The organism is Tepidamorphus sp. 3E244 (assembly GCF_046159835.1).
In the GTDB taxonomy this organism is placed as follows: domain Bacteria; phylum Pseudomonadota; class Alphaproteobacteria; order Rhizobiales; family Tepidamorphaceae; genus JACKJK01.
In genome coordinates, this window is sequence record NZ_JBJXCY010000001.1 from 434,450 (window position 1) to 460,880 (window position 26,431).

The following is a 26,431-nucleotide window of genomic DNA, read 5'->3' on the forward strand; positions in this document are numbered from 1 at the left end:
TCTGCCCGCTCACCCTCATATTCATTCGCCCTTTTCCGGCGGCTCGTTGAGCCGCGAAGCCGGGTCATCGACGAGTTTGGCTGCGCGAAGAATGTTGAGAATCCCCGCACCGAACCCAAGCATCAGGAAGACGATCAGCCCCCACGGAGCCGTGTCGAACACGCGGTCGATCAGCCACCCGAGCCCCGCACCGACGAGAATGCCGGCAACGAATTCCGAACTCATGCGCAGCGCTTGACCGAAGCCGCTGGCCGACGATCCGCGCCCCTTGGGTTCCGGGCTGGATTTGCCCTTCGCCTTGGACAGTGCTTCGCCGAGCCTGTCGAGACGGTCGTCTCCACCGGTGCGGCCTGCGCTGTCGCGCTCGTTCGTCTGCTCTGGCATCGCGCTTCGGTCTGGCCCTGCGCTTTGCGCTGATGCAACCGCCCGACCACATTCTAACCGTGATCTGCGACGCTTGCTCGGGAAAGGGTCCTAGTGGTCCCTCGCCCCCCTGAAACCGCGCGCAACATAAAGAGCGGTCTGGACGGTGTCAAGAACCGCCACAATGGACCTAAGTCTATGAAACCTTTGAATAAATGCCTGTTTTTGCACCGCCGTTGTGCGGCATGGGCGCACAGGACCCAAATCCTTATCCCGCTTCGCGAAGCTGTTCGGCTTCCGAAAGGTCCACCGAAACCAGCTGGCTGACCCCGCGCTCGCCCATTGTGACGCCGAAAAGCCGGTCCATCCGGGCCATCGTGATCGGGTTGTGGGTGATGAGCAGGAATCGGGTCTCGGTGGAGCGGACCATCTCTTCCATCAGGTCGCAGAAGCGCTCCACGTTTGCATCGTCCAGCGGCGCGTCAACCTCGTCCAGCACGCAGATCGGCGAGGGATTCGTCAGGAACACCGCGAAGATGAGCGCGGTCGCCGTCAGCGCCTGCTCGCCGCCCGAAAGCAGGGTGAGGACCTGCGGCCGCTTGCCCGGCGGGCGCGCGATGATTTCAAGCCCCGCTTCCAGCGGATCGTCGGAGCCCTCGAGCTTCAATTCCGCCGTGCCGCCGCCGAATAATGTCGTGAACAGCCTCTGGAAATGGTTGTTCACCGTGGAGAAGGAGGCGAGCAGGCGTTCGCGGCCTTCCTTGTTGAGACTGGCGATTCCCTGCCGCAGCCGGGCGATGGCCTGTTCCAGGTCGGCCTTTTCCGAGACCAGCCCGTCATGTTCCTTCTGGGCTTCCTCGGATTCAATCTCGGCGCGCAGGTTGACCGCGCCGAGCCGGTCGCGGTCGCGCTTGAGCTGTTCCAACGTGCGTTCCAGCTGGCCGCGCTCGGGCAGCGTGTCGTCCGGCCCGTAGCCGGTCATGGCGAAGACCTCTGACGGTGCACATTCCAGTGTTTCGAGGATGTGCTCCTCGATGTCGGCAAGCCGCTGCCGCAATCCTTCCAGCGTTGCTTCGCCGCGAGCCTGCGCCTCGCGCGCCTCCGCCACGGCGGCATCGGCTTCGCGCACGCCCCGGTCGGCCTCGCGCAGCACGCTTTCGGCTTCGGCCAGGGCGTCGGCGGCACCGCGCCGCTTGCCTTCGCTCTCGCCGATCTCGACATTCAGCCGGTCGCGCTTTGACTTGATTTCCTCGGGGATGCGGGCGAGTTCGTCGCGCTCGGCGGAGAGTTCCTCGGCCCGTTTCACCAGCGCCTCGTTCTGGGCATTGGCATCGTCGCGCCGCTTGGTCCACTGGGCGCTTTCGCGCTCGATGGCAGCAAGGCGCTGCGCCCGCATGGCGGTTTCGCGGGCATGGCTCTGGGCCGCGGCCCGCGCCTCGGCATATTTGCCGCGCGCGTCGTTCACCCGTTCTTTTAGCGTCGTGATGCGCCCTTGCAGGGCCTCGTCGTCCTCGAAGCCGGTCAGCGCATCGATGGCGGATTTCTTGGCGGTTTCCGATTCGGCGATGCTGGAATTGATCCGTACCTGCGCTTCCGCCAGCGCCGAGAGCCGTGCCACGTCCTGCGCGGCTGCGCGCTCGGCCTTGGCGAGCGCTTCCTGCGCGTCGCTCAGCGCGCTCTGCGTGCTGCGCCGGGTGCGGCGGGCTTCTTCTTCCGCGGCGCGCGCTTGCGCCAGTGCGCTGGAGGCTTCCTGCGCCTCGGCCTTGGCATCGTCCAGTTTCGCGCTTGCCGAGGTGATCTCGTCGGCGAGTTCCGCCAGCCGGTTCTGCTGTTCCAGCCGCACCGCCGCTGGCGTCTTGGCTTCAGCCGCTGCCGTGTAGCCATCCCAGCGCCACAGGTCGCCCGCGCGGCTGACGAGTCGCTGGCCGGGCTTGAGCAGCTTCTGCATGGCAGGCCCGTTGTCTGCATCGACGACGCCGATCTGGCTCAGCCGGCGCGCCAGCACCGCCGGACCGCGCACGTGCTTGCTCAGCGGCTCGCACCCATCCGGCAGGGCCGGGTCGGTTTCACCCGGCGCAACCTGCCGCCAGTGGATGACCGCGCCTTCGTCCGCAGGCACCGACAGGTCGTCGCCCATGGCAGCGCCAAGCGCCGTCTCGTAGCCCGGCGCGGCGGAGACCGAATCGATCACCGGTGCAAACAGGTCGGCACCGTCAACGGCGAGGATCTTGTCGAGCGTGCGCTTCTCCGCATCCAGCGAACGGATCGACTGCTCGATCTCGCGCACCGGTTCGGCTGCATTGCGCTCACGCTCTTGTGCAGCCGTCACGGCGGCAGTCGCTTCCTCGGCGGCGCGCTCGCTGGCTTCCAGCGCGGCGCGGGCCTGTTCCACGGCCTCCGCCGGATTGCCCGCCTCGCTGGCAGCGCGCGCCTGCTTCTCGTTGAGCGTGTTGGTTTCGGCCTCGATATCGCCGATCTGCCCGGCAAGCCGCGTCAGCCGCTCGCTTTCGGTGCGGATCACGCGTTCAAGCTGCTCGCGCCGCGCGGTGAGGTCGGCGGCATCGGCCTGAAGCTGCGAGAGTTCCGCTTCCAGTTCGCGCAATTGCGCCTCGGTGCGCGTCTCCGCCTCGCGCAGGGCTTCGCCGCCATCGCCGGTCTGCGGCTCCTGCGCCTTCAGGCCCTCGGCTTCCGTGCCGAGCCGCTCCAGCGCTTCACCCGCATCGGAAATGGCGGAGGCCTCGCGCTCGCGGTCGCGGCGAATTTCGACGATGCGCTGTTCCAGTTCGCCCTGGCGGGCCGCCGCGCGGTCGGCCTCTTCCTGCAACTGGTCGCGCATCAGCGTGACGTGCCGCAGGATGGCGGCTGCCTTTGCCTCGTTCTCGCGAAGCTGCGGCAGTGCGTTTTGCGCGTCGGCGCGGGCGGTTTCCGCCACTGCTGCTGCCTTCATGCGCTCGCCAACGGCGCGCACCGCCTCTTCCTGCGCCTTCCCGTGGCGGGTGATCTCGTCGCGCGCATCGGCCCAGCGCAGGTGAAGGACGCTGGCTTCCACCTTGCGGATCTCACCCGACAGCACGCGGTAGCGGTTGGCTTGGCGGGCCTGCCGCTTCAGCGATTCCAGCTGGCTGGCGATCTGCGAAATGACGTCGTCGAGGCGTTCAAGATTGGACTCAGCTGCCCGCAGCCGCAGTTCCGCCTCGTGGCGGCGGGCGTGGAGACCCGCGATGCCAGCGGCATCCTCGAGAATGCGGCGGCGCTGCGCGGGCTTGGCGGCGATCAGTTCGCCGATCTGCCCCTGCCGCACGAGGGCAGGCGAATGCGCGCCGGTCGCAGCATCGGCAAACAGGATTTGCACGTCGCGGGCGCGCACGTCCTTGCCGTTGATGCGGTAGGCGGAGCCAGCCTCGCGCTCGATGCGCCGGGAAATTTCAAGCTGGTCGGAATCGTTGAACTGCGCCGGTGCGAGGCGGTCGGAATTGTCGAGCAGCAGGCTCACTTCCGCCGTGTTGCGTGAAGGCCGCGTGCCCGAACCGGAGAAGATGACGTCGTCCATCCCCGAGCCGCGAAGGCTCTTGTGGGAGTTCTCGCCCATCGCCCAGCGCATGGCCTCGACGAGGTTGGACTTGCCGCAGCCATTCGGCCCGACGATGCCGGTCAGCCCCGACAGGATCGGGACCTCGGTCGGATCGACGAAGGTCTTGAAGCCAACGATGCGGAGCCGGTCGAACTTCATCGCCCGTCGCCCCGCATTGTCAGGCAAAAGCGGCGCGCACGGATGCGCACGCCGCCCGTTTCATCAGGAAGCGTTAAGTGCCGCGTCGATCTTTGAACGGAATTCGTCGATGGGCAGGTTCCCACTGACTTTTTCCCCGTTGATGAAGAAGGTCGGCGTCGAGTCCACGCCAAATTCGGTGGACGCGCGTTCCTTCACCCAGTTGACCCCGTCCAGCAGTGACTGATTCTCCCGGCACGCGTCGAATCTCTCCTGTGAAAAACCCGCCTGTTTGGCGACGCGCTGCAGGCCGGCGACCGGATCGTCGGCGATCCAGCTGCGCTGCAGCTCGAACAGGGCATCCACGAAGGGATAGTAGCGGTTCTCGTCGGTGCAGCGCGCGATCATCGAAGCGAGCGTCGCGACGGGATCGAGCGGGAACTCGCGGAAGACGAAGCGCACCTTGCCGGTGTCGATGTATTCTTCCTTGATCGTGGGATAGGTGTTGTCGTGGAAATCGCGGCAGTGCCCGCAGGTGAACGAGGCGTACTCGTAGATCGTCACCGGTGCACTTTCCTCGCCAAGGGCGCGGTCGCCGAGCGGGCCGGCCACGGCCAGCTGGTCGGACGCGGTGCCGCCGCCCGTCGCGGGGGACTGCGCCTGGGTGGTGAAGTAGTAGCCGCCTGCGGCTGCTGCTGCGATGACGACGGCGCCGCCGATGATCAGGGTCCTGCGATCCATGCGAATGTCTTTCCGTGTTCGAAGCCGCGCTGGCGCGCGGCGGTCCATTTGATGGGGATATAGCAGGAATTGGGGCGTTGTTGCGACAGGGCGAACACGATTGCGTCAGTCGTCGGCCTGCCGCACGAACCCGCCCAGTTCCGACAAGGCATCGCTCAGGCCCTCGTCGGAAAACCCGCTGACCTTCTCCCGGTGCTCCGGCTGCCGGGGCAGGGCGTCGCCCTCCGGCTCGCTGGCTGCGGTTTCGCGCCGGTGCACGACCACCTTCTCGATGGCTTTGTAGCCGAAGAATGCGTTGACGCGTTCCGCCACCAGCGTGGTCTCGTGGCTTGCCCGCAGCACGTGTTCGGGGGGAACGCGCAGGTGCAGGGTCGCTGCCGCCTTGGCCGAACCGTCCTCCGGGTCGGGTGCCTGCCGGGGCCACTGGATGCGGTCGGGCGCGCAGATCTCGGCAATGTCCTCGCCAACGATGACGCTCCACTGGGCGATGAGGTCCGAGGAGGCGAAGCCGAACTTGCGGGCGGACGGCGCGACGAGGCCGGGCACGATCTGCCCCACGGCGCGCACGCCGAGCTTCTTCTTGACGTTGCCGCTCTCGTTCCTGCTCATGGCCCTGCTATCTGAAGCGAATGGCGCGCGTTGCGCCACTTGCGAATCCTACCAAATCCGACCGTGGCCCGCACCCGTATCCCGCCGATGCCCGAACCCGCCACAAAAGCCCGCGCCGACCTGCTCGCCTGGTACGACCGCCATGCGCGGGTTCTGCCGTGGCGCGTACCGCCGGGCAAGACGCCGGACCCGTATCGCATCTGGCTCAGCGAGATCATGCTGCAGCAAACGACGGTGCAGGCGGTGAAGGGCTATTTCGAGGCCTTCGTCGCGCGCTGGGGCGATGTCGCCGCTTTGGCTGCCGCACCGGAGCAGGACGTGCTCTCCCAGTGGGCGGGGCTTGGCTATTACTCGCGCGCGCGCAACCTGCACGCAGCCTCCAAGGTGCTGGCCGCGACCGGTGGCAAATTCCCAGAAACGCCCGAAGGCCTGTCGGACCTGCCGGGCATCGGGCCGTACACGGCATCGGCCATCGCGGCGATTGCCTTCGATCACCCAACCGTCCCGCTGGATGGCAACATCGAGCGCGTCACCGCGCGCTATTTCGCCATCGAAGAGCCGCTGCCGGGTTCCAAGAAAGTGCTGCGCGAGGCCGCACAGGCCTTCAACGGGACCGAGCGTCCCGGCTGCGTGGCGCAGGCGCTGATGGATCTCGGCGCGACGATCTGCACGCCGAAGCGACCGGCCTGCGTGCTCTGTCCGCTGAATGAGAATTGCGAGGGCTTCCGACTTGGGATTGCCGAAACCCTGCCGCGCAAGGCACCGAAGGCGGAGCGGCCCACCCGGCGCGGCGCGGCCTTCGTCGCGAGCAGACCGGACGGGGCGCTGCTGGTGCGCTCAAGGCCCCGAAAGGGCCTGCTGGCAGGAATGAGCGAGGTGCCGGGCAGTGAATGGACGCAAGGCTTCAAGCCGGAAGCCGGTCTCGCCCATGCGCCAATCGATGCGACATGGCGCAAGCTCACCGGCCCGGTGCGCCACGGCTTCACGCATTTTCAGCTGGAACTGGACGTCTATGCCGCGAGCGTTCCTGAAAGCACGCCCGCGCCCGATGGCATGCGCTGGGTCGCACCCGGCGACATGCACCGCGAGGCGTTTCCCACGGTGATGCGCAAGGTGCTGGCCCACGCTGGCGTGGAATAGTCCTCTAAGCGGCTTTCGCTCGGGAGCGGAATTCGCTGCGCAGCGCGTCGATCGGCAGGCGCTTGCCGCCCTGCTCAAAGTGCCAGAACGTCCAGCCGTTGCACGCTTCCAGACCTTGAACGTGGGCACCGGTCTTGTGGATCGACCCGGTGAAGCCGTTGACGTCCAGCGTGCCATCGATGCGAACCATCGCCGCGTGGCGGCCCTTGGCGTCGCTCAGCGTCATGCCCGGCGTCACCAGCCCGTTCTCGATCAGCGACCCGAAGGCCACGCGCGGTTCGGCGCGCTTGCCAGCGGTCATTTGAAGCGAGCTTGCATCATGCGGCTCGATCTCGGCGATGCGCTTGTTGGCGACCTTGGCATAGGCCTTCTCGCGCTCCAGCCCGATGAAGTGGCGGCCAAGCTTCTTGGCCACCGCACCCGTCGTACCGGTGCCGAAGAACGGGTCGAGCACCACGTCGCCGGGCTTGGTGGAAGCCATCAGCACGCGCGCCAGCAGAGCCTCGGGCTTCTGCGTCGGGTGTGCCTTGTTGCCGTCCTCGTCCTTCAGGCGTTCGCCGCCAGTGCACAGCGGGAACAGCCAGTCGGAGCGCATCTGCACCCCGTCATTCAGTTCCTTCATCGCTTCGTAGTTGAAGGTGTAGCCCTTGGCATTGGCATCGCGCGACGCCCAGATCATCGTCTCGTGGGCATTGGTGAAGCGCATGCCACGAAAGTTCGGCATCGGGTTCGATTTGCGCCACACGATGTCATTCAGCACCCAGAAGCCCAGGTCCTGCAGGCTCGCGCCGACGCGGAAGATGTTGTGATAGGAGCCGATCACCCACAGCGTGCCGGTGGGCTTCAGCACGCGGCGGCAGGCCAGCAGCCAGGCGCGCGTGAAGGCGTCGTAGTGCTCGAAGCTGGAAAACTTGTCCCAGTCGTCGTCCACAGCATCGACCTTGGAATTGTCCGGCCGGTGCAGCGCGCCGTCGAGTTGAAGGTAGTAGGGCGGATCGGCGAAGACGAGATCCACCGATTTTTCCGGCATCTTCGCCATCTCGGCGATGCAATCGCCCACGTGAATCTTGTCGAGGAACGTGTCGAGGGCGGGATGAAGGCCGCAATCCGAAGACGGACCGCCAGCCTTCGCCTTGGAGAGCGAACGCATGAACAACTGACCCTTACGCAATACAAAACAGGTACTGCCCGACAGGGTAAATGGTTGTGGTAAAGCGGTGATTAACCGCGACGCGCCGCAACCAGCGCCGCGACGGGGGCGAAGGTTTCGCGGTGGAGCGCGCAAGGACCGAGCCGCGTCAGCGCGTCCATGTGGGCCGGCGTGCCGTAGCCCATGTGCCGGTCGAAGCCGTAGCCCGGAAAGGCGCGCTCGGCCCGCGTCATCAGCCTGTCGCGGGCGACCTTGGCGACGATGGAGGCCGCCGAGATGGCGGCGTGGCGCGCATCGCCCTTGATGATGGCGATGGACACACTCTCGCGACCGGGCAACTGGTCGCGCCCGTCGACGAGGATGGTGCGCGGGGCGCGGTTTAGGCCCGAGACAGCCCGGTTCATCGCCCACAGGGTCGCGCCGCGAATGTTCAGGACCGCGATCCGGCGCGGTGAGGCGGCGCACACGCTCACCGTCGCGCAGGCCATGATCTGCTTGAAAAGCTCTTCGCGGCGTTCGGCTGTCAGGACCTTGGAATCGTCGAGGCCGTCCGGCACGCAATCGGGGTCGAGGATGACGGCCGCCGTCACCACCGGGCCTGCGATGGGACCGCGACCGGCTTCATCCACGCCGGCCGTCTGCGCGCAAAGTTCCGGCACCGGGTCGCATTCGCGCCGGATATCACGGAAGAAATCGCCAGTGCGGGCAGGTGCGGTCATCCCCGCACTGGGCCAGACTCGCTTTCGATTTTCAAGATCAGCGCTCTTTTCGGGATCGGCAAAAGCCGATCAGAACAGCGCCAGCTGCGCCCCGCGCTTCAATGGCTTCTCGAACAGGTCCGTGCGCAGGCTCACCCGCTCCCGGTTCATCTTGTTCCTGTCCGTCGCGATCTCGAAGCGCCGTCCGATGGACCATGCGACCGGTCCGGTGCCGCGCATCCGGCTGCCGAAATCGGCGTCGTAGTCCTTGCCGCCGCGCATCTGCCTGACCAGCGACATGACCTTGCCCGCGCGGTCCGGCACGTTGCAATTGAGCCAGTCGACGAACAGGTCGCGCACCTCAAGCGGCAGACGCAGCATGACGTACCCGGCCTCGCGCGCACCGGCGGCGGAGGCTGCCGCCAAGATCGACTCGATCTCGCTGTCGTTGAGCCCCGGAATGACCGGCGCGACCATGACCGTCGTCGGAATACCGGCCTCCGTCAGCCGCAGGATAGCCTCCAGCCGTCGTTGCGGGGTGGATGCACGCGGCTCCATGTTGCGGGCAAGCTCGCGGTCCATGGTGGTGATCGACAGCGCCACCTTGGCCAGACCCTTCTCCGCCATCGGCCCGAGGATATCGATGTCGCGGGTTACCAGGTGGTTCTTGGTGACGATGCCGACGGGGTGGTTGTGCCGCGCCAGCACCTGCAGGACCTTGCGCGTGATGCGGTGCGTCCGCTCGATGGGCTGGTAGGGGTCGGTGTTGGTGCCCATGGCGATGGTGCGCGGCTCGTAGCCTTCTGCCGCCAGTTCGGTTTCCAGCAGTTCTGCCGCGTTCGGCTTGGCGAACAGCTTGGTTTCGAAATCCAGCCCCGGCGACAGGCCCATATAGGCGTGCGTCGGGCGCGCGAAGCAATACGAGCAGCCGTGCTCGCAGCCGCGATACGGGTTGATCGACCGGTCGAAGGAAATGTCGGGCGACTGGTTGCGGGTGATGATCTTGCGCGGGGTCTCGGTCGTCACCTGCGTCTTCACGCCGGGCAACTCGGCAAGGCTCTCCCAGCCGTCATCGAAGCTTTCCAGCCGGAACCGCTCGTAGCGACCGGACGCATTGGTCCCGCTGCCGCGCCCGCGGCGCAGGTGGGGCTCGATCCGTGCGGCAGGCCCGCCCGCCGCCGGGCTGGAACCGCCGGGGGAAGTGGTGCCACGGGTGCCGGCGGCGGTGCGGTCTGCGTCGGCCGGGGGGAGGCCGGAAAGGGATTGCCTTGCGCTCATTGCGATTCCATCTCGTTGGAACGAGAACATAACAGGAACATAAACGCTATACAAACAGTTTCGTGGCGGCGGGCTTGCCGGTGCTGCGACGCAACATGCTATAAGTTCGACATGCTGAGCATCGTCATCCCGACACTGAATGCCGAACGCACCCTGGGCGCGTGCCTCTCTGCACTCGTCAACGCGGCTGCGGACGGAATGGTTGCCGAAGTGGTGATCGCCGATGGCGGATCGACGGATATGGGTCCGCGCATTGCCGACGAGATGGGCTGCGAACTCGTGACCTGCGAGCGCGGGCGCGGCCAGCAACTGGCAGCCGGGGCCGGTGCCGCGCGCCGTGGCGACTGGCTGATGTTCCTGCACGCCGACACGGTGCTGGAAGACGGCTGGCACCACGAGGTGAAGTCCTTCATCGAGACGAGCCAGATGCGCGGTCGTGAGCAGGCGGCGACCTTCTCGTTCCGGCTGGACGATTTCGGCTTCGCGGCACGCTGGCTGGAGCGGATGGTGTCGCTGCGCTGCGCGCTCTTCGCGCTGCCCTATGGCGACCAGGGCCTGCTGATGCCGCGCCGCATGTATGAAAGCCTCGGCGGCTACCGCGAACTGCCGCTGATGGAGGATGTGGACCTCGTGCGCCGCATCGGGCGCTCGCGCCTCGTCATGCTGCGCTCCGGTGCGGTGACCAGTGCCGAGCGCTACCGCGAGAACGGCTATGTCCGCCGCTCCCTGCGCAATCTCGGCTGCCTCGCACTCTACTATTTCCGCGTGCCGCCGCGCGTCATCTCCCGCATCTACGGCTGATCACTTCCATGTTGGGCCGCGAACGCCGCCTCGTCATCATGGCGAAGGAGCCACGCATGGGCCGCGTGAAGTCGCGGCTGGCGGCATCCATCGGCACCGTGCCGGCGACCATGTTCCAGCGCGTCACGCTGGACCGCTTGCTGCGCGCTCTCTCCGCCGACCCGCGCTGGCAAACCGCCATGGCCGTCGCGCCGGATACCGCGCTCCTGTCGCCCATGCTGCCGCCGGGTGCGCGCATCGCACAAGGGGGCGGCGACCTCGGCGCGCGCATGGCCCGCGTTTTCGCGAACTTCCCGGACGAAACGGTCCTGATCACCGGGGCCGACATTCCCGCCATGACCCGCGCCCATATCGACCGCGCGTTCCGCCTTGCCGAGCGGCACGGCGCGGTGCTGGGTCCCTCGGGCGATGGCGGCTACTGGTGCGTGGGCCTGTGCGGGGGCTTGCGCCCGCCGCACATCTTTCAGGGTGTGCGCTGGTCCACCGAACACGCAATGGCCGACACGCTCAAAACCCTGCCTAAGGGCTGCGTCGGTTTTGCCGACCAACTGGATGACGTGGACGGCTGAAACCCGTTCTCAGCAGTAGCGCTCCGGGCCGATCCACTGCGCATCCGAATAGCGGTCTCCATGTGCCCACCCGACGGGCAGCACCGCCTCGATCCGCGCAAGGTCGTCAGCGGAGAGTTCGAGGTCCGCCGCCGCGACGCATTCCTTCAGGTGCTTCACTGAGCGGGTGCCGGGGATCGGGATGACGTGGTCGCCGCGCGTCAGCAGCCAGGCATTGGCGAGCGCGGCAGCAGACGTGCCCATCTCGCGCGCCAGTGCGCGAAAGCCCTCGGTGATCCGCAGGTTCTCCGACAGGTTCGGCTCCATGAAGCGCGGGTTCTCCGCCAAAAACGGCAGGTCCGGCACGCGCTCCTTGGGGATGGGGCTGTCGGTCAGCAGCGAGCGGCCCACCGGCGAGAACGCGACCATCGCGACGCCGAGTTCCGCGCAGGCCTGCACGAGGCCGAGATCGGGGAAGCGCGTCGACAGCGAGTATTCCGACTGCACGGCGGCGACCGGGTAGGCGGCCATCGCGCGGCGCAGGGTGACGGGCGAAATCTCCGACAGGCCGATGGCGCGCGCCTTGCCCTTCTCGACCATGCGGCCGAGATTGGCGGCGGTCTCCTCCGGCGTCAGGCGCGGGTCGCGCCGGTGCGCGTAGAACAGGTCGACGCAATCCACCCCCAGCCGCTCAAGCGACTTATCGAGTTCCTGTTCGAGGTGCTCGGCGGAATTGTCGAAGGTGCGGTTGCCGTCCTTGTCGCGGGTGATCGTCGCCTTCGTCGCGATGACGAATTCGTCCCGCGCGCCCGGGTTCTTGGCGAGGTAGCTGCCGATGGCGCTTTCCGACTTGCCCATCCCGTAGATGTTCGCCGTGTCGAGATGGGTCACGCCCATGTCGCGGCAGGCATCGAGGATCGCGTGGCTCTCCGCCTCGTTGGTCGGCCCGTACATGTCCGAAAACGACATGGCGCCGTAACCGATGGCGCTGATTTCGGGCCCGTTCGCGCCCAACTTGCGTTTCTGCATTCGACTTCTTCCTTTTCAACCGTCTTCTTTCCGCAGCGAACGAAACTTTGGCCGCTGCCACGCTGCGCGGCAACCGCCGGGCCTGTTCGCGCGTTGGTGCTGGCACAGGTAGCAGCCCCACGCCGAGGAGACGAGAGATGGCAGCCAAGACCGTGAAGGACGTCGCCGAGATCATGGCGAAGATCGACTTCTGCATGATGGAGACCCACAGCGACGATGGACGCATCGCCGCCCGCCCGATGAGCAACAATGGCGACGTGGAATATCGCGGCCAGAGCTGGTTCTACAGCTTCGAGGACACCCGCAAGATCCGCGACATTCAGCGCGACAACCGCGTCGGGCTGTCCTTCCAGGGGTCAGGCGGGCTGATGGGCTTTCTCGGCAAACCCGGCGCGATGGTTCACGTGCAGGGGCAGGCGAGCCTGACCAGGGACCGCGCCACGCTGGAGGAGCACTGGGTGCCGGACCTGGAGTACTGGTTCAAGGACGGGATCGACACGCCCGGCCTGATCCTCATCCGCGTCGATGCCGACCGCATTCACTACTGGGATGGGGATGAGGAAGGGGAGGTGCGGGTGTGACAGACTTGTCTCTTGAAGGCGTACGAAGTCGAACATAAGCGATAGTAATGAATACTCATTATGACTCCTATCACAACCGGACGGCGCGCTACTGGCTAAAATTACGCCAATGTTTGTGGAAAAAATCCTTACACCGAGATTCAGGCTCGACAATTATTCGTGACAAATATTTCTCAACTGGCTCCCTCTGCAAAAAATTTTTCATAATACGCTTCGATAGATTGTCAACCTGCTGCGGATAAACGTCAGCCCCAGTGGAGTAAATTTGCTTAGGATTTTTGCTATTGCTTAGATACAAAATATCCAAATTTTGCCTATGAAACGCAGATCCTAAAAATATCAATGTTTCACATTTATCTATAAGAGGGGTAATCTGAGTAGAGATAAAATTACTATCAAGCCTTTCACCATATGTTTTTATTCTCTGAGAGGCCTTGAAAACGTTTAAACCACTCTCGACTGTAACTCCAAATCCAACGAAATCGTCTTGATATTGTTTTCCTTCGAGCTTAGGAATTTTGCCCACCGTTCCAAACGGGTGAATGATATCAAGACGGTCAACAATTTCCCAAGATTCCTCATAGTTAAACCCGAATGTTTGAATAAGTGACCTAAGTAACAAATATTCAAAGATCCTATCATAGTTAAAAATAATAAAAGATAAAGATTCAAGAATTTCTGCAATATTATTTTTAGTAGCTCCATCAAACAATAAGCGAAAAAATTGGACATACCAGCTGTTCGAGAGTTTCGGAAAATAAACTTCACCCGTGCTCAATTGGGTATTTCTATATACAGAAGATTCCTGCTCTTTCAAAAGAATTGAATCGGCGATAGCAAATTTACCCATATGTTTAATATATTCATTATCTTTATGAATTTCGATAAAATTATCAATCGAGCTAGCTAGGTATATATGCTTATAAATAAAGTGAGCAGCATCCTTCAGGCAATTTAGCTCCTCCCTATCATCGTTAAAAGAAACGCTCAGATTCTTAAACAACGACAAATGGCGTGAATGTTTCTTATTCCCATGTACCGCGAGAGCGGTTTCGGAAATCAATTTTATTAAGTCCAACCCGAGTGGCATATCTAGCTCGGCACTGGCGCCTGCCCCAAGAACGAAGAGAGTTCTCTCTCTAATCATCAGCCCCCTCCCGCAACTTCCCCCTTTTCAAATGCTCATCAAGCCGCGGCATGATCTCCACGAAATTGCAGGGCATGTGGCGGTAGTCGAACTGCGGCTTGAGGATGCCGTCCCAGGCGTCCTTGCAGGCGCCGGGTGAGCCGGGCAGCACGAAGACGAAGGTCGTGCCGATCAGCCCCGCCGTGGCGCGGCTCTGGATCGTCGAGGTGCCGATCTTCTCCCGCGAGATCGCGTGGAACAGGGCGGAGAAGCCGTCCATGTGCTTGTCGAACAGCGGTTCGATGGCCTCCGGCGTCACGTCGCGCCCGGTGAAGCCGGTGCCGCCGGTGGTGATGACGGCATCGACCGTCTCGCAGTCCACCCAGGCGCGAACCTGCCGGGCAATCCGGTCGGTATCGTCGGTGACGATGTCGCGGTCGGCGAGGTGGTGGCCGGCCTCCTCGATGCGCGCGGCGAGCGTCGCGCCAGAGCGGTCCTCTTCCAGGCTGCGCGTGTCCGAAACCGTCAGCACGGCGAAGGAAACGGGGATGAAGGGGCGGCTCTCGTCGATGCGGTCGGTCATTTGGTCTCTTGGTCGTTGTGCACGGCAGTGAGCTTGTCGCGGATGGCGCGCAGGTCCTTCCACGCGAGCTTCTTCTGCGCCGGCTGGCGCAGCAGGTAGGCCGGGTGCAGCGTGGCGATGGCCGGAATGGTGCGCTTGCCCGTGTCGAAGTCGCGCCAGCGCCCGCGCAGCTTCAGGATGCCCTGCGTCGTCTCCAGCATCTCCTTGGCCGAAACGCCGCCGAGGAAGACCAGCACGTCCGGATCGACCAACTCGATCTGGCGGCGGATGAACGGCTTGCAGGCGAGAAGCTCTTCCGGGTTCGGGTTCCGGTTCCCCGGCGGGCGCCAGTAGATGACGTTGGCGATGTAGCAGGTGGTGCGGTCCTGACCGATCGCGGCGAGCATCTTGTCGAGAAGTTGGCCCGCGCGCCCGACGAAAGGCTCGCCCTGCAGGTCCTCCTCGCGGCCTGGCGCCTCGCCCACGAACATCAGCTTGGCGGCCGGGTTGCCGCTGGCAAAGCACAGGTTGGTCGCCGTCTTGTGGAGCGAACAGCCGCGATAGGTCTCCAGCGCCGCCCGCAATTCATCCAGCGTCTCAGCCCGCGCCGCGATCTCCTGCGCGCTCTCGCCGTCATCCTGCGCAGGGGCTGCGACGACGCCTTCGTGCTCGGCGGCGGCTGCCGCGTGCACGTGCGAGGCCGGCTCGCGCGCGATCGTCGCAGCTTCGCCCTCCGCAAACCGGTCCACGCCCATGTCCGCCACGTCGCCCTCGATGCCGAGTTCGTCGTGGTAGGCCAGGATCGCGGCTGCCGCAGTGCGGGCGTCGGTCACGGTGTGCATCTGTCCTGTCTGTTCGCGGCTCAGGCTCGCGGCTGAGAGCGTTCCAGTGGTGCGCGCTCGGGCCTGAAATGTCGATACCAGAACGTATTTCGCCGCAGGCGAAGCGGCAATCGTTGCGGGCGCGTGTCGCAATTCGCGCGCGCCGCGATGCCAGCTTTTGTCGTAGCGGGCATTCCTTGACTTGGCCACGCTGCACCGCGAAACAAGATGCAGGCACGTGTGAACGCCGAACCGAACCGGAGAGAACCGACCATGAGCGAAGCCGAACTGCCCGAACGCGAGGCGATGGAATTCGATTGCGTGATCGTCGGTGCCGGCCCTGCGGGGCTTTCCGCCGCGATCCGTCTCAAGCAGCTTGCGGCAGAGCGCGGCGAGGAGATTTCCGTCGTCGTGCTGGAGAAGGGCTCCGAGGTCGGCGCGCACATCCTGTCGGGCGCGGTGGTCGATCCGACCGGCATCGACAGGCTGCTGCCGGGCTGGCGCGAGGAGGAGGGCCACCCCTTCAAGACGGAAGTGACCGAAGACCGCTTCCTCTATCTCGGCCCGGCGGGCGGCATGCGCCTGCCGAATTTCATGATGCCGCCGCTGATGAACAACCACGGCAATTTCGTCGTCAGCCTTGGCAATGTCTGCCGCTGGCTGGCGGAAAAGGCGGAAGCGCTCGGCGTTGAAATCTACCCGGGCTTCGCCGCAGCCGAGGTTCTTTATGACGATGCGGGCAATGTCGTCGGCGTCGCCACGGGCGACATGGGTATCGGCAAGGACGGCCAGCCCACCGCCAACTTCATGCGCGGCATGGAACTCCGCGCGAAATACACGCTGATCGGCGAGGGCGTGCGCGGCTCGCTCGCAAAGATGCTGATTTCCAAGTTCGCGCTGGACGAAGGCCGCGAGCCGCCAAAATTCGGCATCGGCCTGAAGGAGCTGTGGGAGGTCGCCCCGGAAAAGCACAAACCGGGCCTCGTGCAGCACTCGTTCGGCTGGCCGCTGGACGGCTCCACCGGTGGCGGCTCGTTCCTCTACCACCTGGAGGACAACCAGGTCGCCGTCGGCTTCGTGGTGCATCTCAACTACACCAACCCGCACCTGTCGCCGTTCCAGGAATTCCAGCGCTTCAAGACGCACCCGCTGATCGCCGACACCTTCGAGGGCGCCAAGCGCGTGTCCTACGGTGCGCGCGCCATCACCGAGGGCGGCTACCAGTCGGTGCCGAAACTGACCTTCCCCGGCGGCGCGCTGATCGGCTGCTCGGCCGGCTTCGTCAACGTGCCGCGCATCAAGGGCAGCCACAATGCGGTGCTGTCGGGCATGATGGCGGCGGACCACGTCGCCGACGCGCTGGCCGCCGGCCGCGCCCATGACGAGATTTCAGGCTACGAGGAAAGCTGGCGCACGAGCGACATCGGCAAGGACCTGAAGAAGGTCCGCAACGTGAAGCCGCTCTGGTCGAAGTTCGGCACGGCGGCGGGCGTCGTGCTCGGCGGTCTCGACATGTGGACCAACACGCTTGGCTTCTCGTTCTTCGGCACGATGGGTCACGGCAAGCGCGACTTCGAGACGCTGAAGCCCGCCGACAAGGCGAAGGAAATCGACTATCCGAAGCCCGATGGCGTGCTGACCTTCGACAAGCTGTCGTCGGTCTTCCTGTCGGCCACCAACCACGAGGAGGCCCAGCCGGCCCACCTAAAGGTTCTCGACATGGAGCTGCAGAAGCGCAGCGAGCTTGGCGTTTTCGACGGACCGTCGAACCTGTACTGCCCCGCGGGCGTCTACGAATGGGTGGAGGAGGGCGGCGAACCGCGCTTCCAGATCAACGCGCAGAACTGCGTCCACTGCAAGACGTGCGACATCAAGGATCCCAACCAGAACATCGTCTGGACGGTCCCCGAAGGCGGCGGCGGACCCAACTACCCGAACATGTGATCGGGGCGTGAGGCGCAACAATCTGTGCCTCAAGCCGGACTTTCGCTAACGTTTGTTGCAGTTCTGTTGGCAAATCTTATTGACGTGACCGCGTCAAACTGTCCTGCGCATTGCCCGAATGCCGCAATTCAGCCATGCTGACACGGTGATTTGCTCGCGAATTCGGCTCAGGGGTGGTCGAATCGTATCTCAAACGCAAGCGAAGGTGGTCATGGCAGGCATTGGCAGGCATAGGACGATTTCGGCGTTCGGACGCAAGATGAAGAACACGGTGGCGGTGGGGCTTCTCGCCTGCATGGTCACCCAGCCCGTCCTCGCCGAGATTCGCGTCACGGAAAAAGCCGCCCCGACCCAGTCCTTCGTCGGCAATTATCTCGCCGGCCGCTTCGCGGTCCAGCAGCGCGACAAGGAAGCCGCCGCGCTGTTCCTTGGCGCAGCCCTCGACCAGAGCCCGGAAGACATGAGCCTGCTCGATCAGGCGTTCGTCGCAGCGCTTGGCGCCGGTGAATTCGAGGTTGCCGTCGACCGCGCCCGCGACCTTCTCAAGGCCGATGCCGGCAATCGGCTGGCCCGCATCGCGGTTGCAGCCGATGCGCTGCGCGCCCGCAAGTATGCGCAGGTCGGCAAGCTGATGGACGGCCAGTTCGAAAACCCGCTCGCCAAGATCACCGGCACCTTCATCCAGGCATGGGCCGAGATCGGCGCGGGACGCAACGCCGAGGGCATCCGCATCGCCGCCGAGATGGATGACCTGAACAACGGCGATATCCGCCGGATCAAGGACTACACCATCGGCATGTTGGCGGAGGCCGCCGGCGACAACAAGCAGGCGCTCGCGGCCTACGAGCGCGCCTACGATTCGCCCGCTATCAACGTGCGCGTCGTCGAGGCGCTCGCCCGCGTCCATTGCAAGAACGGCGATTTCGGCAAGGCGCGCGAATACGCCGACGCCTTCGAAGAGCGCGCCCCCGGCCACTCCATCATCCGCCGCACCTACAAGGCCATTGCCGGCAAGCGCCCGACACCGTTCACGGCGAAGACCCCGCAGGCCGGTGCCGCCGAGACGATCTATTCCATCGGCGCAGCGCTCGGCCGCGATCCCGGCGACGAGATGGCCGTCATGTTCTACCAGATGGCGCTGCTGCTCGACCCCAAAGCGCCGCTGCCGCTGATCGGCCTTGCCGGCTATTACGATGCCGTCGACCAGTACCAGTCCGCCATCTCCGTGCTCGACCGCATGCCTGTGGACTCGCCCTATTACGTGAACTCGCAGGTCTCCAAGGCGCGCGTTCTCGATGAGGTCGGCCAGACCAAGGATTCGCTCGAGATCCTCGATTCGCTCGCCATCGCCTCGCCGACGCGCGAGGTCTTCGTGGCGCGGGCGTCCGTCCTGCATGACAAGAAGCGCTATGCCGACGCGGCGCGGGCCTATTCGCGGGCCATCGCGACGCTGGACAAGGTGCGCAACGTCGACTGGTACCTGTTCTACTACCGCGGCATGGTGCGCGAGCGCGCCAAGCAGTGGCCGCTGGCCGAGGGCGACTTCAAGAAGGCGCTGGAACTGAACCCGGAACAGCCGCATGTCCTGAACTATCTCGGCTACACCTGGATCGATCAGGGCAAGAACCTCGACGAGGCGCTCAAGCTCGTGAAGCGCGCCGTCGAACTGCGCCCCAAGGACGGTGATATCGTCGACAGTCTCGGCTGGGCCTACTACCGGCTGGCGCGTTACGAGGAATCGGTGAAGACGCTGGAACGCGCCATCGAACTTCGCCCCGAGGAGCCGATCATCCACGATCACCTCGGCGATGCCTACTGGCAGGTCGGGCGGCGCTTCGAAGCCTACTTCCAGTGGCAGCATGCCATCGACCTGAAGCCGGAAGACGCCGACCTGCTCGACAACCTGCGCGAGAAGCTGAACAACGGCCTGCAGGAAGACAACGAGCAACAGGCAGCGGCGCAAGTCACCGAGTAAGCCCTTGGACATCGACGAACCGCTCCCCGCGGGTGCGCTGAGAACGCGCGCCTGCGCCAAGGTGAACCTGTGCCTGCACGTGCTTGGGCGCCGCGAGGACGGCTACCACGAGCTGGAAAGCATCGTTGCCTTTGCCGACGCCGCCGACACGCTGACGCTGTTCCCCGGCGGCGTGACGGTGCTGGACGTTCACGCGAAATCAGGCCCCACGGACCCCGGCGTCGTCGGGCCGGACAACCTCGTCCTGCGGGCAGCACGCGCGGCAGCCGAGCATCTCGGCCTGACGCGCGCGGGCCGCTTCGTGCTGGACAAGCATCTCCCCGTTGCAGCCGGCATCGGTGGCGGCTCGGCGGATGCCGCCGCAGCCCTTCGCCTGATCGTTGCAGCAGCCCAAGCCGACCCCGACGATCCGAAACTGGCGCAGGCCGCACTCAGCATTGGCGCGGACGTGCCCGTCTGCGTCGAGAGCGTGGCGAGCCTTGTCACCGGCATCGGCGAAACCATCACGCCCATCGAGGGCTTCCCGGAAATGTTCGCCGTGCTGGTCAATCCGCGCGTGCCAGTGCCGACGTCAAAGGTCTTCACCGCACTCGGACTGGAACCGGGAAAGCCGCGCAATCCGCAGGCCTTCGAGGCGCTCGATGGCGCGACCGTGCGCGATGCGATCGCCTGCGGGCGCAACGACCTTCAGAAAGCAGCCATCGAGATTTGTCCGCAGATTGCAGACTGCCTCGCGGCACTGGAAGCAAGCGGTGCCGCCCCGGCGCGCATGTCCGGGTCCGGCGCGACGTGCTTCGGGTTGTTCGATGATCTGCGCGCCGCCCGCCACGCGGCGGTGAAGCTCGCTGAAATCCAGCCCGGCTGGTGGGTGAAAGCTGTAACGCTCGGCTAGGCCGCGTTCACGTGGCGCGGGCGACCGCGAAATCGACCGCTTCCATCATCGCCTCGCGCTCCGCACAATCGGGTGCGGCAGCCAGCGCGGTCTTGGCTTCCTGCGCGTAGTGACGTGCCCGCGACAGCGTCTCGGCAATCGCGCCGTGGCGCTCCATCAGCGAAATTGCGTGAGCCAAGTCGGCATCGGCCACGTCGCGGTCGCGCAGGCAGCGCGTCCAGAAGGCGCGGTCCTCGTCGTTGCCACGCTGGTAGCTGACGATCACCGGCAGGGTGATCTTTCCCTCACGCAGGTCGTCACCGACATTCTTGCCAAGGGCTGCCTGCGAGCCGGAATAATCAAGTGCATCGTCCACGAGCTGGAACGCGACGCCCAGCGCGCGTCCGAAATCCCGCATCGCCTTGCGGGCGTCGTCGCCCGCTTTCCCAAGGATTGGACCGACTTCGGCAGCTGCTGCAAACAGCGCGGCGGTCTTGGCGTCGATCACCTTGAGATAGTCTTCCTCGGTGGTCGCAAGGTTCTGCGCGGTGACAAGCTGCATCACCTCGCCCTCCGCGATCACGGCCGACGCCGTAGACAGCACGTCGAGAGAGTCCATGGAACCGGCTTCAACCATCATCTTGAAGGCCTGCCCGAGCAGGAAATCGCCCACGAGTACGCTTGCCTGATTGCCCCACACCATGCGCGCGGCAGGCTTGCCGCGACGCAGGTCGCTCTCGTCGACCACGTCGTCGTGCAGCAGGGTGGCAGTGTGCATGAACTCGACGGAGGCCGCCAGCAGGATGCGCGCGTCGGACCGGTTGCCATAGGCCTGCGCGGTCGCCAGCGTCAGCATCGGGCGCAGGCGCTTGCCGCCGGAATCGATCAGGTGGTTCGCCAGTTCCGGGATCAGGTCCACGTCCGAGCCGGTGCGCGACAGGATCATGTCGTTGACCGCGCCCATGCCGTCTTTCACCGTCTCCATGAGCGGTTCGATGCGTGGTGCGGACTGCTGTGACAGTGTGTGTGCTGCCTGGGCCAAGGAGGCGAGACCTTTCCGTGGTTTCTGCGATTGTGTGTATCGGTTTATATGTCCAGCACAATAGGTTTGCCGCACCGGCGCGGCAACCAGCCGCAATAGAATGCGTGTTTCATGGTGGAATTGCTCCGAACCAACGACATCGTCGCGCTGAGTTATATCGGTGCGCTTCTGCGCGAGGCGGGCATCCCCCATCTCGTGATGGACGAGAACATGTCGATCCTCGAAGGCTCGATCGGAGTCATCCCGCGCCGCGTCCTGGTGGACGAGGACAGTCGTGACCAGGCCGCCCGCATCCTGAACGATGCCGATCTCGGACACCTGCTGCCGCACAAGGGCGGCAAGCCGGTATGAGCGGCTTTGAAGGCGAAACCACCGACGATGCCTTTCTCGGCGGCGCGCTGACGCTGACACAGCCACGCCGCGGTCACCGCTCCGGTCTCGATGCTGTGCTTCTCGCGGCGAGCGCACCCGTCGCGCCCGGCGAAACCGTGCTGGATCTCGGCTCCGGGGCAGGGGCAGCGGGACTGTGCGTGCTGGCGCGGGTCGAGGCCGCGAGCGCGGTGTTTCTGGATCGGGATGCCGCCATGCTTGACCTCGCCGCCCGCAATGCGAGCGCAAACGGGTTCTCGGAGCGTGTCACCACTGTCTGCTTCGATCTCGATTCTCCCGGCGGCGTGGAGGCAGCCGGCCTGCGGCAAGGCAGCATCGACCACGTCATCGCCAACCCGCCCTTCTTTCAGGACGGGCAGACCCGCGCCACGCCGGACGAAAATCGTCGCGCGGCGCATCTCGCCGGTGCCTCGCTCGAGGCGTCGCTGGAGCGCTGGGCGTCCTTCGCCGCCGGCGCCCTGCGCAAGGGCGGCAGCGTCACGTTCGTTCACCGGGCCGATGCGCTTCCGGCCATCCTGAGCGCGTTCGAGGGGCGCTTCGGCAACGTGGCGGTGACGCCGATCCATCCGCGCCCCGGCCTTCCGGCCATTCGCGTGCTGGTGCGCGGCCTCAAGGGCAGCAAGGCGCCGCTGAACCTTGCCCCCGCCATCACGCTGCATGGGGCGGAGGGGGAAACCTTCCTGCCCCAGGTCGAAGCCGTGCTGCGCCGTCCCGCCGCGCTGTAGCCACCTTGTCGCGGGCCTTCAGCGGAACCAAATAAGCCTCTCCCCGCTTATTCTTGCGAACCCGCAGAAACCCAAGGTGAATTCATGGCACTGGAGCGTTTGCGCGCCCTTCTTCCCGGCCCCCTGTCCTCGAATGCGCCCATCGTGCCCGTCTTGCGGCTCGTTGGCCCCATCGGGGTGCGCCAGTCGCCGTTTCAGCAGGCGCTGTCCATGGCTTCCGTCGCCGGGCCGCTCAAGAAGCTGTTCGCCTATAAGAAGGCGGCAGCGGTCGCGATTTCCATATCCTCGCCCGGCGGTTCGCCCGTCCAGTCGAACCTGATCTTCAAGCGCATCCGCCAGCTGGCGGAGGAAAACGACAAGAAGGTCTATGTATTCGTCGAGGACGTGGCCGCATCCGGCGGCTACTTCATCGCCGTTGCCGGTGACGAGATCATTGCCGATCCGTCTTCCATCGTCGGCTCCATCGGCGTGGTGGCGGCGAGCTTCGGCTTCGTGGAAGCCATCGACAAGCTCGGCATCGAGCGCCGCGTCCACACCGCCGGCAAGAAGAAGTTCATGTTTGACCCCTTCCAGCCGGAAAAGCAGGAAGACATCGAGCGGCTGAAATCCATCCAGCAGGACATCCACGACACCTTCATCGAGGTCGTGAAGTCCCGCCGACGCGAGAAGCTGCGCGGCGAGGGAGACATGCTGTTCTCCGGCGAGTTCTGGACGGGCCGCCAGGGCATGGCTCTTGGCCTCGTCGACCGCATAGGCGACCTTCGCTCGGTGCTGCGAGAGGAATTCGGCGAGAAGGTCGTCACGCCGCTCGTTTCCAGCCAGCGGCGCGGGCTGTTCGGCTTCGGTCGTGCACCCTCGTTCGGCGGGTCGGGGAGCGAAATGGCGCACGCCGCCGCCAACGGCCTGATCGATGCGGCGGAAGCGCGCGAGATGTGGGCCCGCTATGGCCTTTGAAGACGAAGGAAGGCATTCTCCGGCGATGTTCAATCCGTGGACAATCATCATCGCGCTCGGCGCGTTCGTGGCGTGGCGCTGGATCGCCTCGGAGAAAAAGCGCGTCTCCGGCGAACTGGAAAAGACGCGCCGCTCCCGCAAGCAGGTTCCCGTCGAACTGCAGCGCGACGAGGACGGGGTCTATCGGCCCCGCGACGAACGCTGAGCGGTTCCGGCACTTGACGCTTCGGCGCGCCTCTTCCACAACGCGGCGCAACCCGTCTTCAAGCCGCGATAGATGCCGCCCAGGAACGCCGCCGACATGACCACGCCCGACCACATGGACCCGACCCGCTCCTTCCAGGGGCTGATGCTGACGCTGTCGCGCTACTGGGCCGACAAGGGCTGCGTTGTGCTCCAGCCCTACGACATGGAAGTCGGCGCCGGCACGTTCCATCCGGCAACCACGCTGCGCTCGCTGGGGCCGAAGCACTGGAAGGCGGCCTACGTGCAGCCCTCCCGCCGCCCCAAGGACGGGCGCTACGGCGAGAACCCCAACCGGCTTCAGCACTACTACCAGTATCAGGTGATCCTGAAGCCTTCGCCCCCGGACCTGCAGCAGCTCTACCTCGACAGCCTGTCGGCCATCGGCATCGATTCCGCCAACCACGACATCCGCTTCGTGGAGGATGACTGGGAAAGCCCGACGCTGGGTGCCTGGGGCCTCGGCTGGGAAGTTTGGTGCGACGGCATGGAGGTGAGCCAGTTCACCTACTTCCAGCAGGTCTGCGGGCAGGACTGCCACCCCGTCTCCGGCGAACTGACCTACGGTCTGGAGCGCCTCGCCATGTACGTTCAGGGCGTCGACAACGTCTACGACCTGAACTTCAACGGCCGCGATGGCGAAGAGAAAGTCACCTATGGCGACGTCTTCCTGCAGGCCGAGCAGGAATATTCCCGCCACAACTTCGAGTACGCCAACACCGAAATGCTGTTCACCCACTTCCGCGACGCCGAGGCCGAGTGCAAGGCGCTGCTGGAGCAGGGCAGGGAGGCAGACGGCGCACTGCACAAGTGCGTGCTGCCAGCCTACGACCAGTGCATCAAGGCAAGCCACGTCTTCAACTTGCTGGATGCGCGCGGCGTCATCTCCGTGACCGAGCGCCAGAGCTACATCCTGCGGGTGCGTGAATTGTCCAAGGCTTGCGGAGAAGCCTTCGTGCAGACGGACGCAGGCGGGGCCGCGGCGGCCTGAATCGGTTCCCGGTTGAAGGGGCACCAACCTGCAGGCCGTGTGATACGGTCGATAAGTCCACATCAACCGCGGCGATAGATCCATCCAATCACCGAAGTCGACTTCACACGCCGCATTGCATGGGCCGTTGCCTTCGTTGTTGCGCTGACGGCGCTCGCCCTGGGCGTGCTGTGGCAGGTCGCGACCGTTTCGTTCGACACCAGCGCCCTGCGTGCGTCCATTGTCGGCGCATTCGGTATGGCACCGAACGATCCCTCCGAGCGCATCGACTATCTCGTCTACGTCTCGTTCTGCGGCATTGTCTCGCTCGTCGCCGTGGCCTTCGCTGCCAGGGAGCAGCCGTGGAAATTCCTCAGCGGGAAATCGTCGCTGCTCACGGACTTGGCCGCCGCCGCCGGCCTGATCGCGATCTTCTTCACGATCGAATGGCTCGATGTCACGACGAAGACCGTCCGAAACACGTTCGCCCCGTTCGACAATGTGTCACGGGAACGCTTCACGTTCACCAATGTCGCCACATCGGCCATCGCGCTGTCGGCCGGCTATCTCATCTTCAAGGAGCGCCTTTCCAACCGGATCCTGGGCTGGATCGCGGTGGTTGCGGTGGGCCTCTACGTGTCCAGTTTCACGATCGTCTCGAACGCGGACTGGATCATCTATTCCTATCACCTGGAGCCGCTGCTTCACCCGATTGCACAGGTTCTTCACGGGGCCGAGATCGGCGTCACCACGCGCAGCCTCTACGGCATGTTCCCGCATTTCCTCGAGCCGTATTTCATGCTCTTCGGGGTGTCGACGCTCTCGTTCTCGATGCTCTACTCTGCGGTCACGGCAGCCTACATGCTCGCCTGCTATGGGCTGATCGAGCGCGTCGCGCACACGTTGCCGATCCGGCTGACGGCGTTCCTGGCGCTGATCTACATCACCTATTTCGTGAACCCGCGGTGGCCGGAAGATCCCTATCCGCAGCTGTTCTTCCTGCGGTTCGCATTTCCCATCATCCTGATCTGCCTTGTTCTGGTAAAGGGGCGCCTGTCGCGGCTCACGCCGCCGGGACTGGCCGTGTGGACCGGCATTTTCGCACTCGGCCCGTTGTGGAACCTGGAATCCGGCCTGATTACCCTTGTCGCCTTCACAGCGGTGTTCTGGGTGTCTGTGGTTGCCGATCAGGCCGGTTGGGATGCCCTGCGCCGCCGAATCATGCGCGACCTGCCCGTAGCGATCCTGGGCGGAGCGCTCGCGCTCGGACTGGCTGCCGTCTACCTCCTGCTGCGGTACGGCGCGGTGCCGGAACTCGACGAGATCACCCGCTACACGAGCCTGTTCACCAACCAAGGCCTGGGCTTCGGCACGCATCCGATCCGCGAATGGTACTCACCCATCATCCTCGTGTTTCCGTTGTTCGCGGGCACGATCATCGCCGGCTTCTGGGCTGCGGTTCACAAGCCGTTCGGCGAAGGCTGGGAAGCACTTTTCCTGTCGGCGCTTCTGGGGCTCGGATTGCTGGCCTACTGGTGCGGCCGCTCCAACATGGAACTGTTCTCTTCCTGCGCTGGGCCGTACGCCGTCATCATTGCCGCCGCCTTCGTTTCCAACGCCCTCCGCCGACAGGATGCGTGGTGGAAGGACGCCGCGTTTTTCACCAGTGCCGGCCTGTCCGCCTTCCTGATCTGTTTTGCAGCGGCGGGGTTCGTCATGGAATTCCGCAACCAGCAGCAGTTCCAGTATCCGCAGGGCTCCAGCCCGAACAACGTGCCATGGCGTGCGCAGATCGAACGCGTGGAAGCAGTCGCGCAGGAACATCCCGGCGACGCCTTCATCATGTCGCCCATCGACGCGCTGTTCTACGATGCGCTGCGGCAGCGCGAACCGATTCCGACCTCCGGCTTCCGACACGACATGTGGAAGCAGGATGCTGCCGACCGCCTCGCGTATATTCGCTCCGGCGAAGCCTCCGTTATCGTCCTCCACACGATGGGCTCCGACTACGAACTCATCCAGTTCGCCGACGAGGCGGAGCTGGCCGAGATCAAGGCGGCAATCGCCTCGCAATACGTGCTGCTCGAAACGGTCAATCAGATCGACAAGGAAAGTTTCGAGATTTACGTAAGGGCTGACGGTTCGGCCCAATGACTGCAAC

The 26,431-nt window shown here is 64.7% G+C and carries 25 protein-coding genes; 13 read left to right on the forward strand and 12 right to left on the reverse strand.

What is annotated here, in order from left to right; translation table 11 throughout:
- Positions 1 to 21: 21 nt before the first annotated feature.
- From ACKTEK_RS02050 to ACKTEK_RS02065, 4 genes are all read right to left on the reverse strand, one after another.
- Positions 22 to 384 carry an AtpZ/AtpI family protein gene (locus ACKTEK_RS02050; RefSeq protein ID WP_409163574.1) on the reverse strand — a complete coding sequence of 121 codons (363 nt, stop codon included), beginning with the start codon at positions 382 to 384 and terminating at the stop codon, positions 22 to 24.
- A 247-nt stretch (positions 385 to 631) separates the two neighbouring features.
- Positions 632 to 4,093, reverse strand: a complete 3,462-nt coding sequence (locus ACKTEK_RS02055) for a chromosome segregation SMC family protein (protein ID WP_409163575.1) — start codon at positions 4,091 to 4,093, stop codon at positions 632 to 634.
- 63 nt (positions 4,094 to 4,156) lie between these two features.
- Positions 4,157 to 4,813, reverse strand: a complete 657-nt coding sequence (locus ACKTEK_RS02060) for a DsbA family protein (RefSeq protein WP_409163576.1) — start codon at positions 4,811 to 4,813, stop codon at positions 4,157 to 4,159.
- Positions 4,814 to 4,918: 105 nt separating this feature from the next.
- Positions 4,919 to 5,422 carry a DUF721 domain-containing protein gene (locus ACKTEK_RS02065; RefSeq protein WP_409163577.1) on the reverse strand — a complete coding sequence of 168 codons (504 nt, stop codon included), beginning with the start codon at positions 5,420 to 5,422 and terminating at the stop codon, positions 4,919 to 4,921.
- 87 nt (positions 5,423 to 5,509) lie between these two features.
- Here ACKTEK_RS02065 and ACKTEK_RS02070 point away from each other — a divergent pair, with 87 nt between their 5' ends.
- Positions 5,510 to 6,562 (forward strand): A/G-specific adenine glycosylase, encoded by a 1,053-nt coding sequence (locus ACKTEK_RS02070; RefSeq protein WP_409164871.1) that lies wholly within the window; start codon positions 5,510 to 5,512, stop codon positions 6,560 to 6,562.
- Positions 6,563 to 6,566: 4 nt separating this feature from the next.
- On the opposite strand, the gene ACKTEK_RS02075 is transcribed toward ACKTEK_RS02070, so the two are convergent.
- The 3 genes from ACKTEK_RS02075 to ACKTEK_RS02085 all read right to left on the reverse strand — a co-directional run bounded on the left by ACKTEK_RS02075 (position 6,567) and on the right by ACKTEK_RS02085 (position 9,688).
- Positions 6,567 to 7,712: a site-specific DNA-methyltransferase gene (locus ACKTEK_RS02075; RefSeq protein ID WP_409163578.1), complete on the reverse strand. Its 1,146-nt coding sequence runs from the start codon at positions 7,710 to 7,712 to the stop codon at positions 6,567 to 6,569.
- 71 nt (positions 7,713 to 7,783) lie between these two features.
- Positions 7,784 to 8,431, reverse strand: coding sequence for a ribonuclease HII (locus tag ACKTEK_RS02080; RefSeq protein WP_409163579.1), 648 nt, complete (start codon positions 8,429 to 8,431; stop codon positions 7,784 to 7,786).
- Between the two features lie 69 nt (positions 8,432 to 8,500).
- Entirely contained in the window at positions 8,501 to 9,688 is a 1,188-nt protein-coding gene (locus tag ACKTEK_RS02085; RefSeq protein WP_409163580.1) for a PA0069 family radical SAM protein, read from the reverse strand.
- Positions 9,689 to 9,799: 111 nt separating this feature from the next.
- Here ACKTEK_RS02085 and ACKTEK_RS02090 point away from each other — a divergent pair, with 111 nt between their 5' ends.
- A complete protein-coding gene (locus tag ACKTEK_RS02090) occupies positions 9,800 to 10,489 on the forward strand; it encodes a TIGR04283 family arsenosugar biosynthesis glycosyltransferase (protein WP_409163581.1) in 690 nt (229 codons plus the stop codon).
- Between the two features lie 8 nt (positions 10,490 to 10,497).
- Positions 10,498 to 11,058 carry a DUF2064 domain-containing protein gene (locus tag ACKTEK_RS02095; RefSeq protein ID WP_409163582.1) on the forward strand — a complete coding sequence of 187 codons (561 nt, stop codon included), beginning with the start codon at positions 10,498 to 10,500 and terminating at the stop codon, positions 11,056 to 11,058.
- 9 nt (positions 11,059 to 11,067) lie between these two features.
- Here ACKTEK_RS02095 and ACKTEK_RS02100 read toward each other — a convergent pair whose 3' ends face one another.
- Entirely contained in the window at positions 11,068 to 12,066 is a 999-nt protein-coding gene (locus tag ACKTEK_RS02100; RefSeq protein WP_409163583.1) for an aldo/keto reductase, read from the reverse strand.
- A 137-nt stretch (positions 12,067 to 12,203) separates the two neighbouring features.
- On the opposite strand from ACKTEK_RS02100, the gene ACKTEK_RS02105 reads away from it, so the two are divergent.
- Positions 12,204 to 12,647 (forward strand): pyridoxamine 5'-phosphate oxidase family protein, encoded by a 444-nt coding sequence (locus tag ACKTEK_RS02105; protein WP_409163584.1) that lies wholly within the window; start codon positions 12,204 to 12,206, stop codon positions 12,645 to 12,647.
- An 88-nt stretch (positions 12,648 to 12,735) separates the two neighbouring features.
- Here ACKTEK_RS02105 and ACKTEK_RS02110 read toward each other — a convergent pair whose 3' ends face one another.
- The 3 genes from ACKTEK_RS02110 to ACKTEK_RS02120 are packed head-to-tail and all read right to left on the reverse strand — an operon-like array spanning position 12,736 to position 15,177.
- A complete protein-coding gene (locus ACKTEK_RS02110; protein WP_409163585.1) occupies positions 12,736 to 13,794 on the reverse strand; it encodes a hypothetical protein in 1,059 nt (352 codons plus the stop codon).
- Entirely contained in the window at positions 13,787 to 14,356 is a 570-nt protein-coding gene (gene moaB, locus ACKTEK_RS02115) for a molybdenum cofactor biosynthesis protein B (protein WP_409163586.1), read from the reverse strand. The genes ACKTEK_RS02110 and moaB overlap by 8 nt, the downstream gene beginning before the upstream one ends.
- Positions 14,353 to 15,177: a uracil-DNA glycosylase family protein gene (locus tag ACKTEK_RS02120; RefSeq protein ID WP_409163587.1), complete on the reverse strand. Its 825-nt coding sequence runs from the start codon at positions 15,175 to 15,177 to the stop codon at positions 14,353 to 14,355. Before ACKTEK_RS02120 ends, moaB begins: the two co-directional genes overlap by 4 nt.
- Positions 15,178 to 15,429: 252 nt before the next feature.
- Here ACKTEK_RS02120 and ACKTEK_RS02125 point away from each other — a divergent pair, with 252 nt between their 5' ends.
- The 3 genes from ACKTEK_RS02125 to ACKTEK_RS02135 all read left to right on the forward strand — a co-directional run bounded on the left by ACKTEK_RS02125 (position 15,430) and on the right by ACKTEK_RS02135 (position 19,967).
- A complete protein-coding gene (locus tag ACKTEK_RS02125) occupies positions 15,430 to 17,100 on the forward strand; it encodes an electron transfer flavoprotein-ubiquinone oxidoreductase (protein WP_409163588.1) in 1,671 nt (556 codons plus the stop codon).
- A gap of 259 nt (positions 17,101 to 17,359) precedes the next feature.
- Positions 17,360 to 19,075 carry a tetratricopeptide repeat protein gene (locus ACKTEK_RS02130; protein WP_409163589.1) on the forward strand — a complete coding sequence of 572 codons (1,716 nt, stop codon included), beginning with the start codon at positions 17,360 to 17,362 and terminating at the stop codon, positions 19,073 to 19,075.
- 4 nt (positions 19,076 to 19,079) lie between these two features.
- On the forward strand, positions 19,080 to 19,967 hold the full coding sequence (locus tag ACKTEK_RS02135) for a 4-(cytidine 5'-diphospho)-2-C-methyl-D-erythritol kinase (RefSeq protein ID WP_409163590.1): 888 nt from the start codon (positions 19,080 to 19,082) through the stop codon (positions 19,965 to 19,967).
- A 7-nt stretch (positions 19,968 to 19,974) separates the two neighbouring features.
- On the opposite strand, the gene ACKTEK_RS02140 is transcribed toward ACKTEK_RS02135, so the two are convergent.
- Positions 19,975 to 20,931, reverse strand: coding sequence for a polyprenyl synthetase family protein (locus ACKTEK_RS02140; RefSeq protein WP_409164872.1), 957 nt, complete (start codon positions 20,929 to 20,931; stop codon positions 19,975 to 19,977).
- A 168-nt stretch (positions 20,932 to 21,099) separates the two neighbouring features.
- Between ACKTEK_RS02140 and ACKTEK_RS02145 the strand changes: the two genes are divergently transcribed.
- The 6 genes from ACKTEK_RS02145 (at position 21,100) to ACKTEK_RS02170 (ending at position 26,424) form a co-directional block, all read left to right on the forward strand.
- A complete protein-coding gene (locus ACKTEK_RS02145; protein ID WP_409163591.1) occupies positions 21,100 to 21,339 on the forward strand; it encodes a DUF2007 domain-containing protein in 240 nt (79 codons plus the stop codon).
- Positions 21,336 to 22,103: a tRNA1(Val) (adenine(37)-N6)-methyltransferase gene (locus ACKTEK_RS02150; protein WP_409163592.1), complete on the forward strand. Its 768-nt coding sequence runs from the start codon at positions 21,336 to 21,338 to the stop codon at positions 22,101 to 22,103. Before ACKTEK_RS02145 ends, ACKTEK_RS02150 begins: the two co-directional genes overlap by 4 nt.
- Before the next feature lie 90 nt (positions 22,104 to 22,193).
- Complete coding sequence (locus ACKTEK_RS02155; RefSeq protein ID WP_409164873.1) at positions 22,194 to 23,057, forward strand: S49 family peptidase; 864 nt, start codon at positions 22,194 to 22,196, stop codon at positions 23,055 to 23,057.
- Positions 23,058 to 23,082: 25 nt separating this feature from the next.
- Entirely contained in the window at positions 23,083 to 23,262 is a 180-nt protein-coding gene (locus ACKTEK_RS02160) for a hypothetical protein (RefSeq protein WP_409163593.1), read from the forward strand.
- Positions 23,263 to 23,358: 96 nt separating this feature from the next.
- Positions 23,359 to 24,291, forward strand: coding sequence for a glycine--tRNA ligase subunit alpha (locus tag ACKTEK_RS02165; protein ID WP_409163594.1), 933 nt, complete (start codon positions 23,359 to 23,361; stop codon positions 24,289 to 24,291).
- A 165-nt stretch (positions 24,292 to 24,456) separates the two neighbouring features.
- On the forward strand, positions 24,457 to 26,424 hold the full coding sequence (locus ACKTEK_RS02170) for a hypothetical protein (RefSeq protein ID WP_409163595.1): 1,968 nt from the start codon (positions 24,457 to 24,459) through the stop codon (positions 26,422 to 26,424).
- Positions 26,425 to 26,431: the final 7 nt, after the last annotated feature.

Coding starts and splice junctions, on each gene's coding strand:
- ACKTEK_RS02120 (WP_409163587.1), bottom strand. CDS start 15,177: ATGCACACCGTGACCGACGCCCGCACTGCGGCAGCCGCGATCCTGGCC.
- ACKTEK_RS02095 (WP_409163582.1), top strand. CDS start 10,498: ATGTTGGGCCGCGAACGCCGCCTCGTCATCATGGCGAAGGAGCCACGC.
- ACKTEK_RS02150 (WP_409163592.1), top strand. CDS start 21,336: ATGAGCGGCTTTGAAGGCGAAACCACCGACGATGCCTTTCTCGGCGGC.
- ACKTEK_RS02055 (WP_409163575.1), bottom strand. CDS start 4,093: ATGAAGTTCGACCGGCTCCGCATCGTTGGCTTCAAGACCTTCGTCGAT.
- ACKTEK_RS02070 (WP_409164871.1), top strand. CDS start 5,510: ATGCCCGAACCCGCCACAAAAGCCCGCGCCGACCTGCTCGCCTGGTAC.
- ACKTEK_RS02125 (WP_409163588.1), top strand. CDS start 15,430: ATGAGCGAAGCCGAACTGCCCGAACGCGAGGCGATGGAATTCGATTGC.
- ACKTEK_RS02130 (WP_409163589.1), top strand. CDS start 17,360: ATGAAGAACACGGTGGCGGTGGGGCTTCTCGCCTGCATGGTCACCCAG.
- ACKTEK_RS02060 (WP_409163576.1), bottom strand. CDS start 4,813: ATGGATCGCAGGACCCTGATCATCGGCGGCGCCGTCGTCATCGCAGCA.
- ACKTEK_RS02085 (WP_409163580.1), bottom strand. CDS start 9,688: ATGAGCGCAAGGCAATCCCTTTCCGGCCTCCCCCCGGCCGACGCAGAC.
- ACKTEK_RS02050 (WP_409163574.1), bottom strand. CDS start 384: ATGCCAGAGCAGACGAACGAGCGCGACAGCGCAGGCCGCACCGGTGGA.
- ACKTEK_RS02080 (WP_409163579.1), bottom strand. CDS start 8,431: ATGACCGCACCTGCCCGCACTGGCGATTTCTTCCGTGATATCCGGCGC.
- ACKTEK_RS02110 (WP_409163585.1), bottom strand. CDS start 13,794: ATGATTAGAGAGAGAACTCTCTTCGTTCTTGGGGCAGGCGCCAGTGCC.
- moaB (WP_409163586.1), bottom strand. CDS start 14,356: ATGACCGACCGCATCGACGAGAGCCGCCCCTTCATCCCCGTTTCCTTC.
- ACKTEK_RS02145 (WP_409163591.1), top strand. CDS start 21,100: ATGGTGGAATTGCTCCGAACCAACGACATCGTCGCGCTGAGTTATATC.
- ACKTEK_RS02090 (WP_409163581.1), top strand. CDS start 9,800: ATGCTGAGCATCGTCATCCCGACACTGAATGCCGAACGCACCCTGGGC.
- ACKTEK_RS02160 (WP_409163593.1), top strand. CDS start 23,083: ATGTTCAATCCGTGGACAATCATCATCGCGCTCGGCGCGTTCGTGGCG.
- ACKTEK_RS02140 (WP_409164872.1), bottom strand. CDS start 20,931: ATGGAGACGGTGAAAGACGGCATGGGCGCGGTCAACGACATGATCCTG.
- ACKTEK_RS02100 (WP_409163583.1), bottom strand. CDS start 12,066: ATGCAGAAACGCAAGTTGGGCGCGAACGGGCCCGAAATCAGCGCCATC.
- ACKTEK_RS02165 (WP_409163594.1), top strand. CDS start 23,359: ATGACCACGCCCGACCACATGGACCCGACCCGCTCCTTCCAGGGGCTG.
- ACKTEK_RS02075 (WP_409163578.1), bottom strand. CDS start 7,712: ATGCGTTCGCTCTCCAAGGCGAAGGCTGGCGGTCCGTCTTCGGATTGC.
- ACKTEK_RS02065 (WP_409163577.1), bottom strand. CDS start 5,422: ATGAGCAGGAACGAGAGCGGCAACGTCAAGAAGAAGCTCGGCGTGCGC.
- ACKTEK_RS02105 (WP_409163584.1), top strand. CDS start 12,204: ATGGCAGCCAAGACCGTGAAGGACGTCGCCGAGATCATGGCGAAGATC.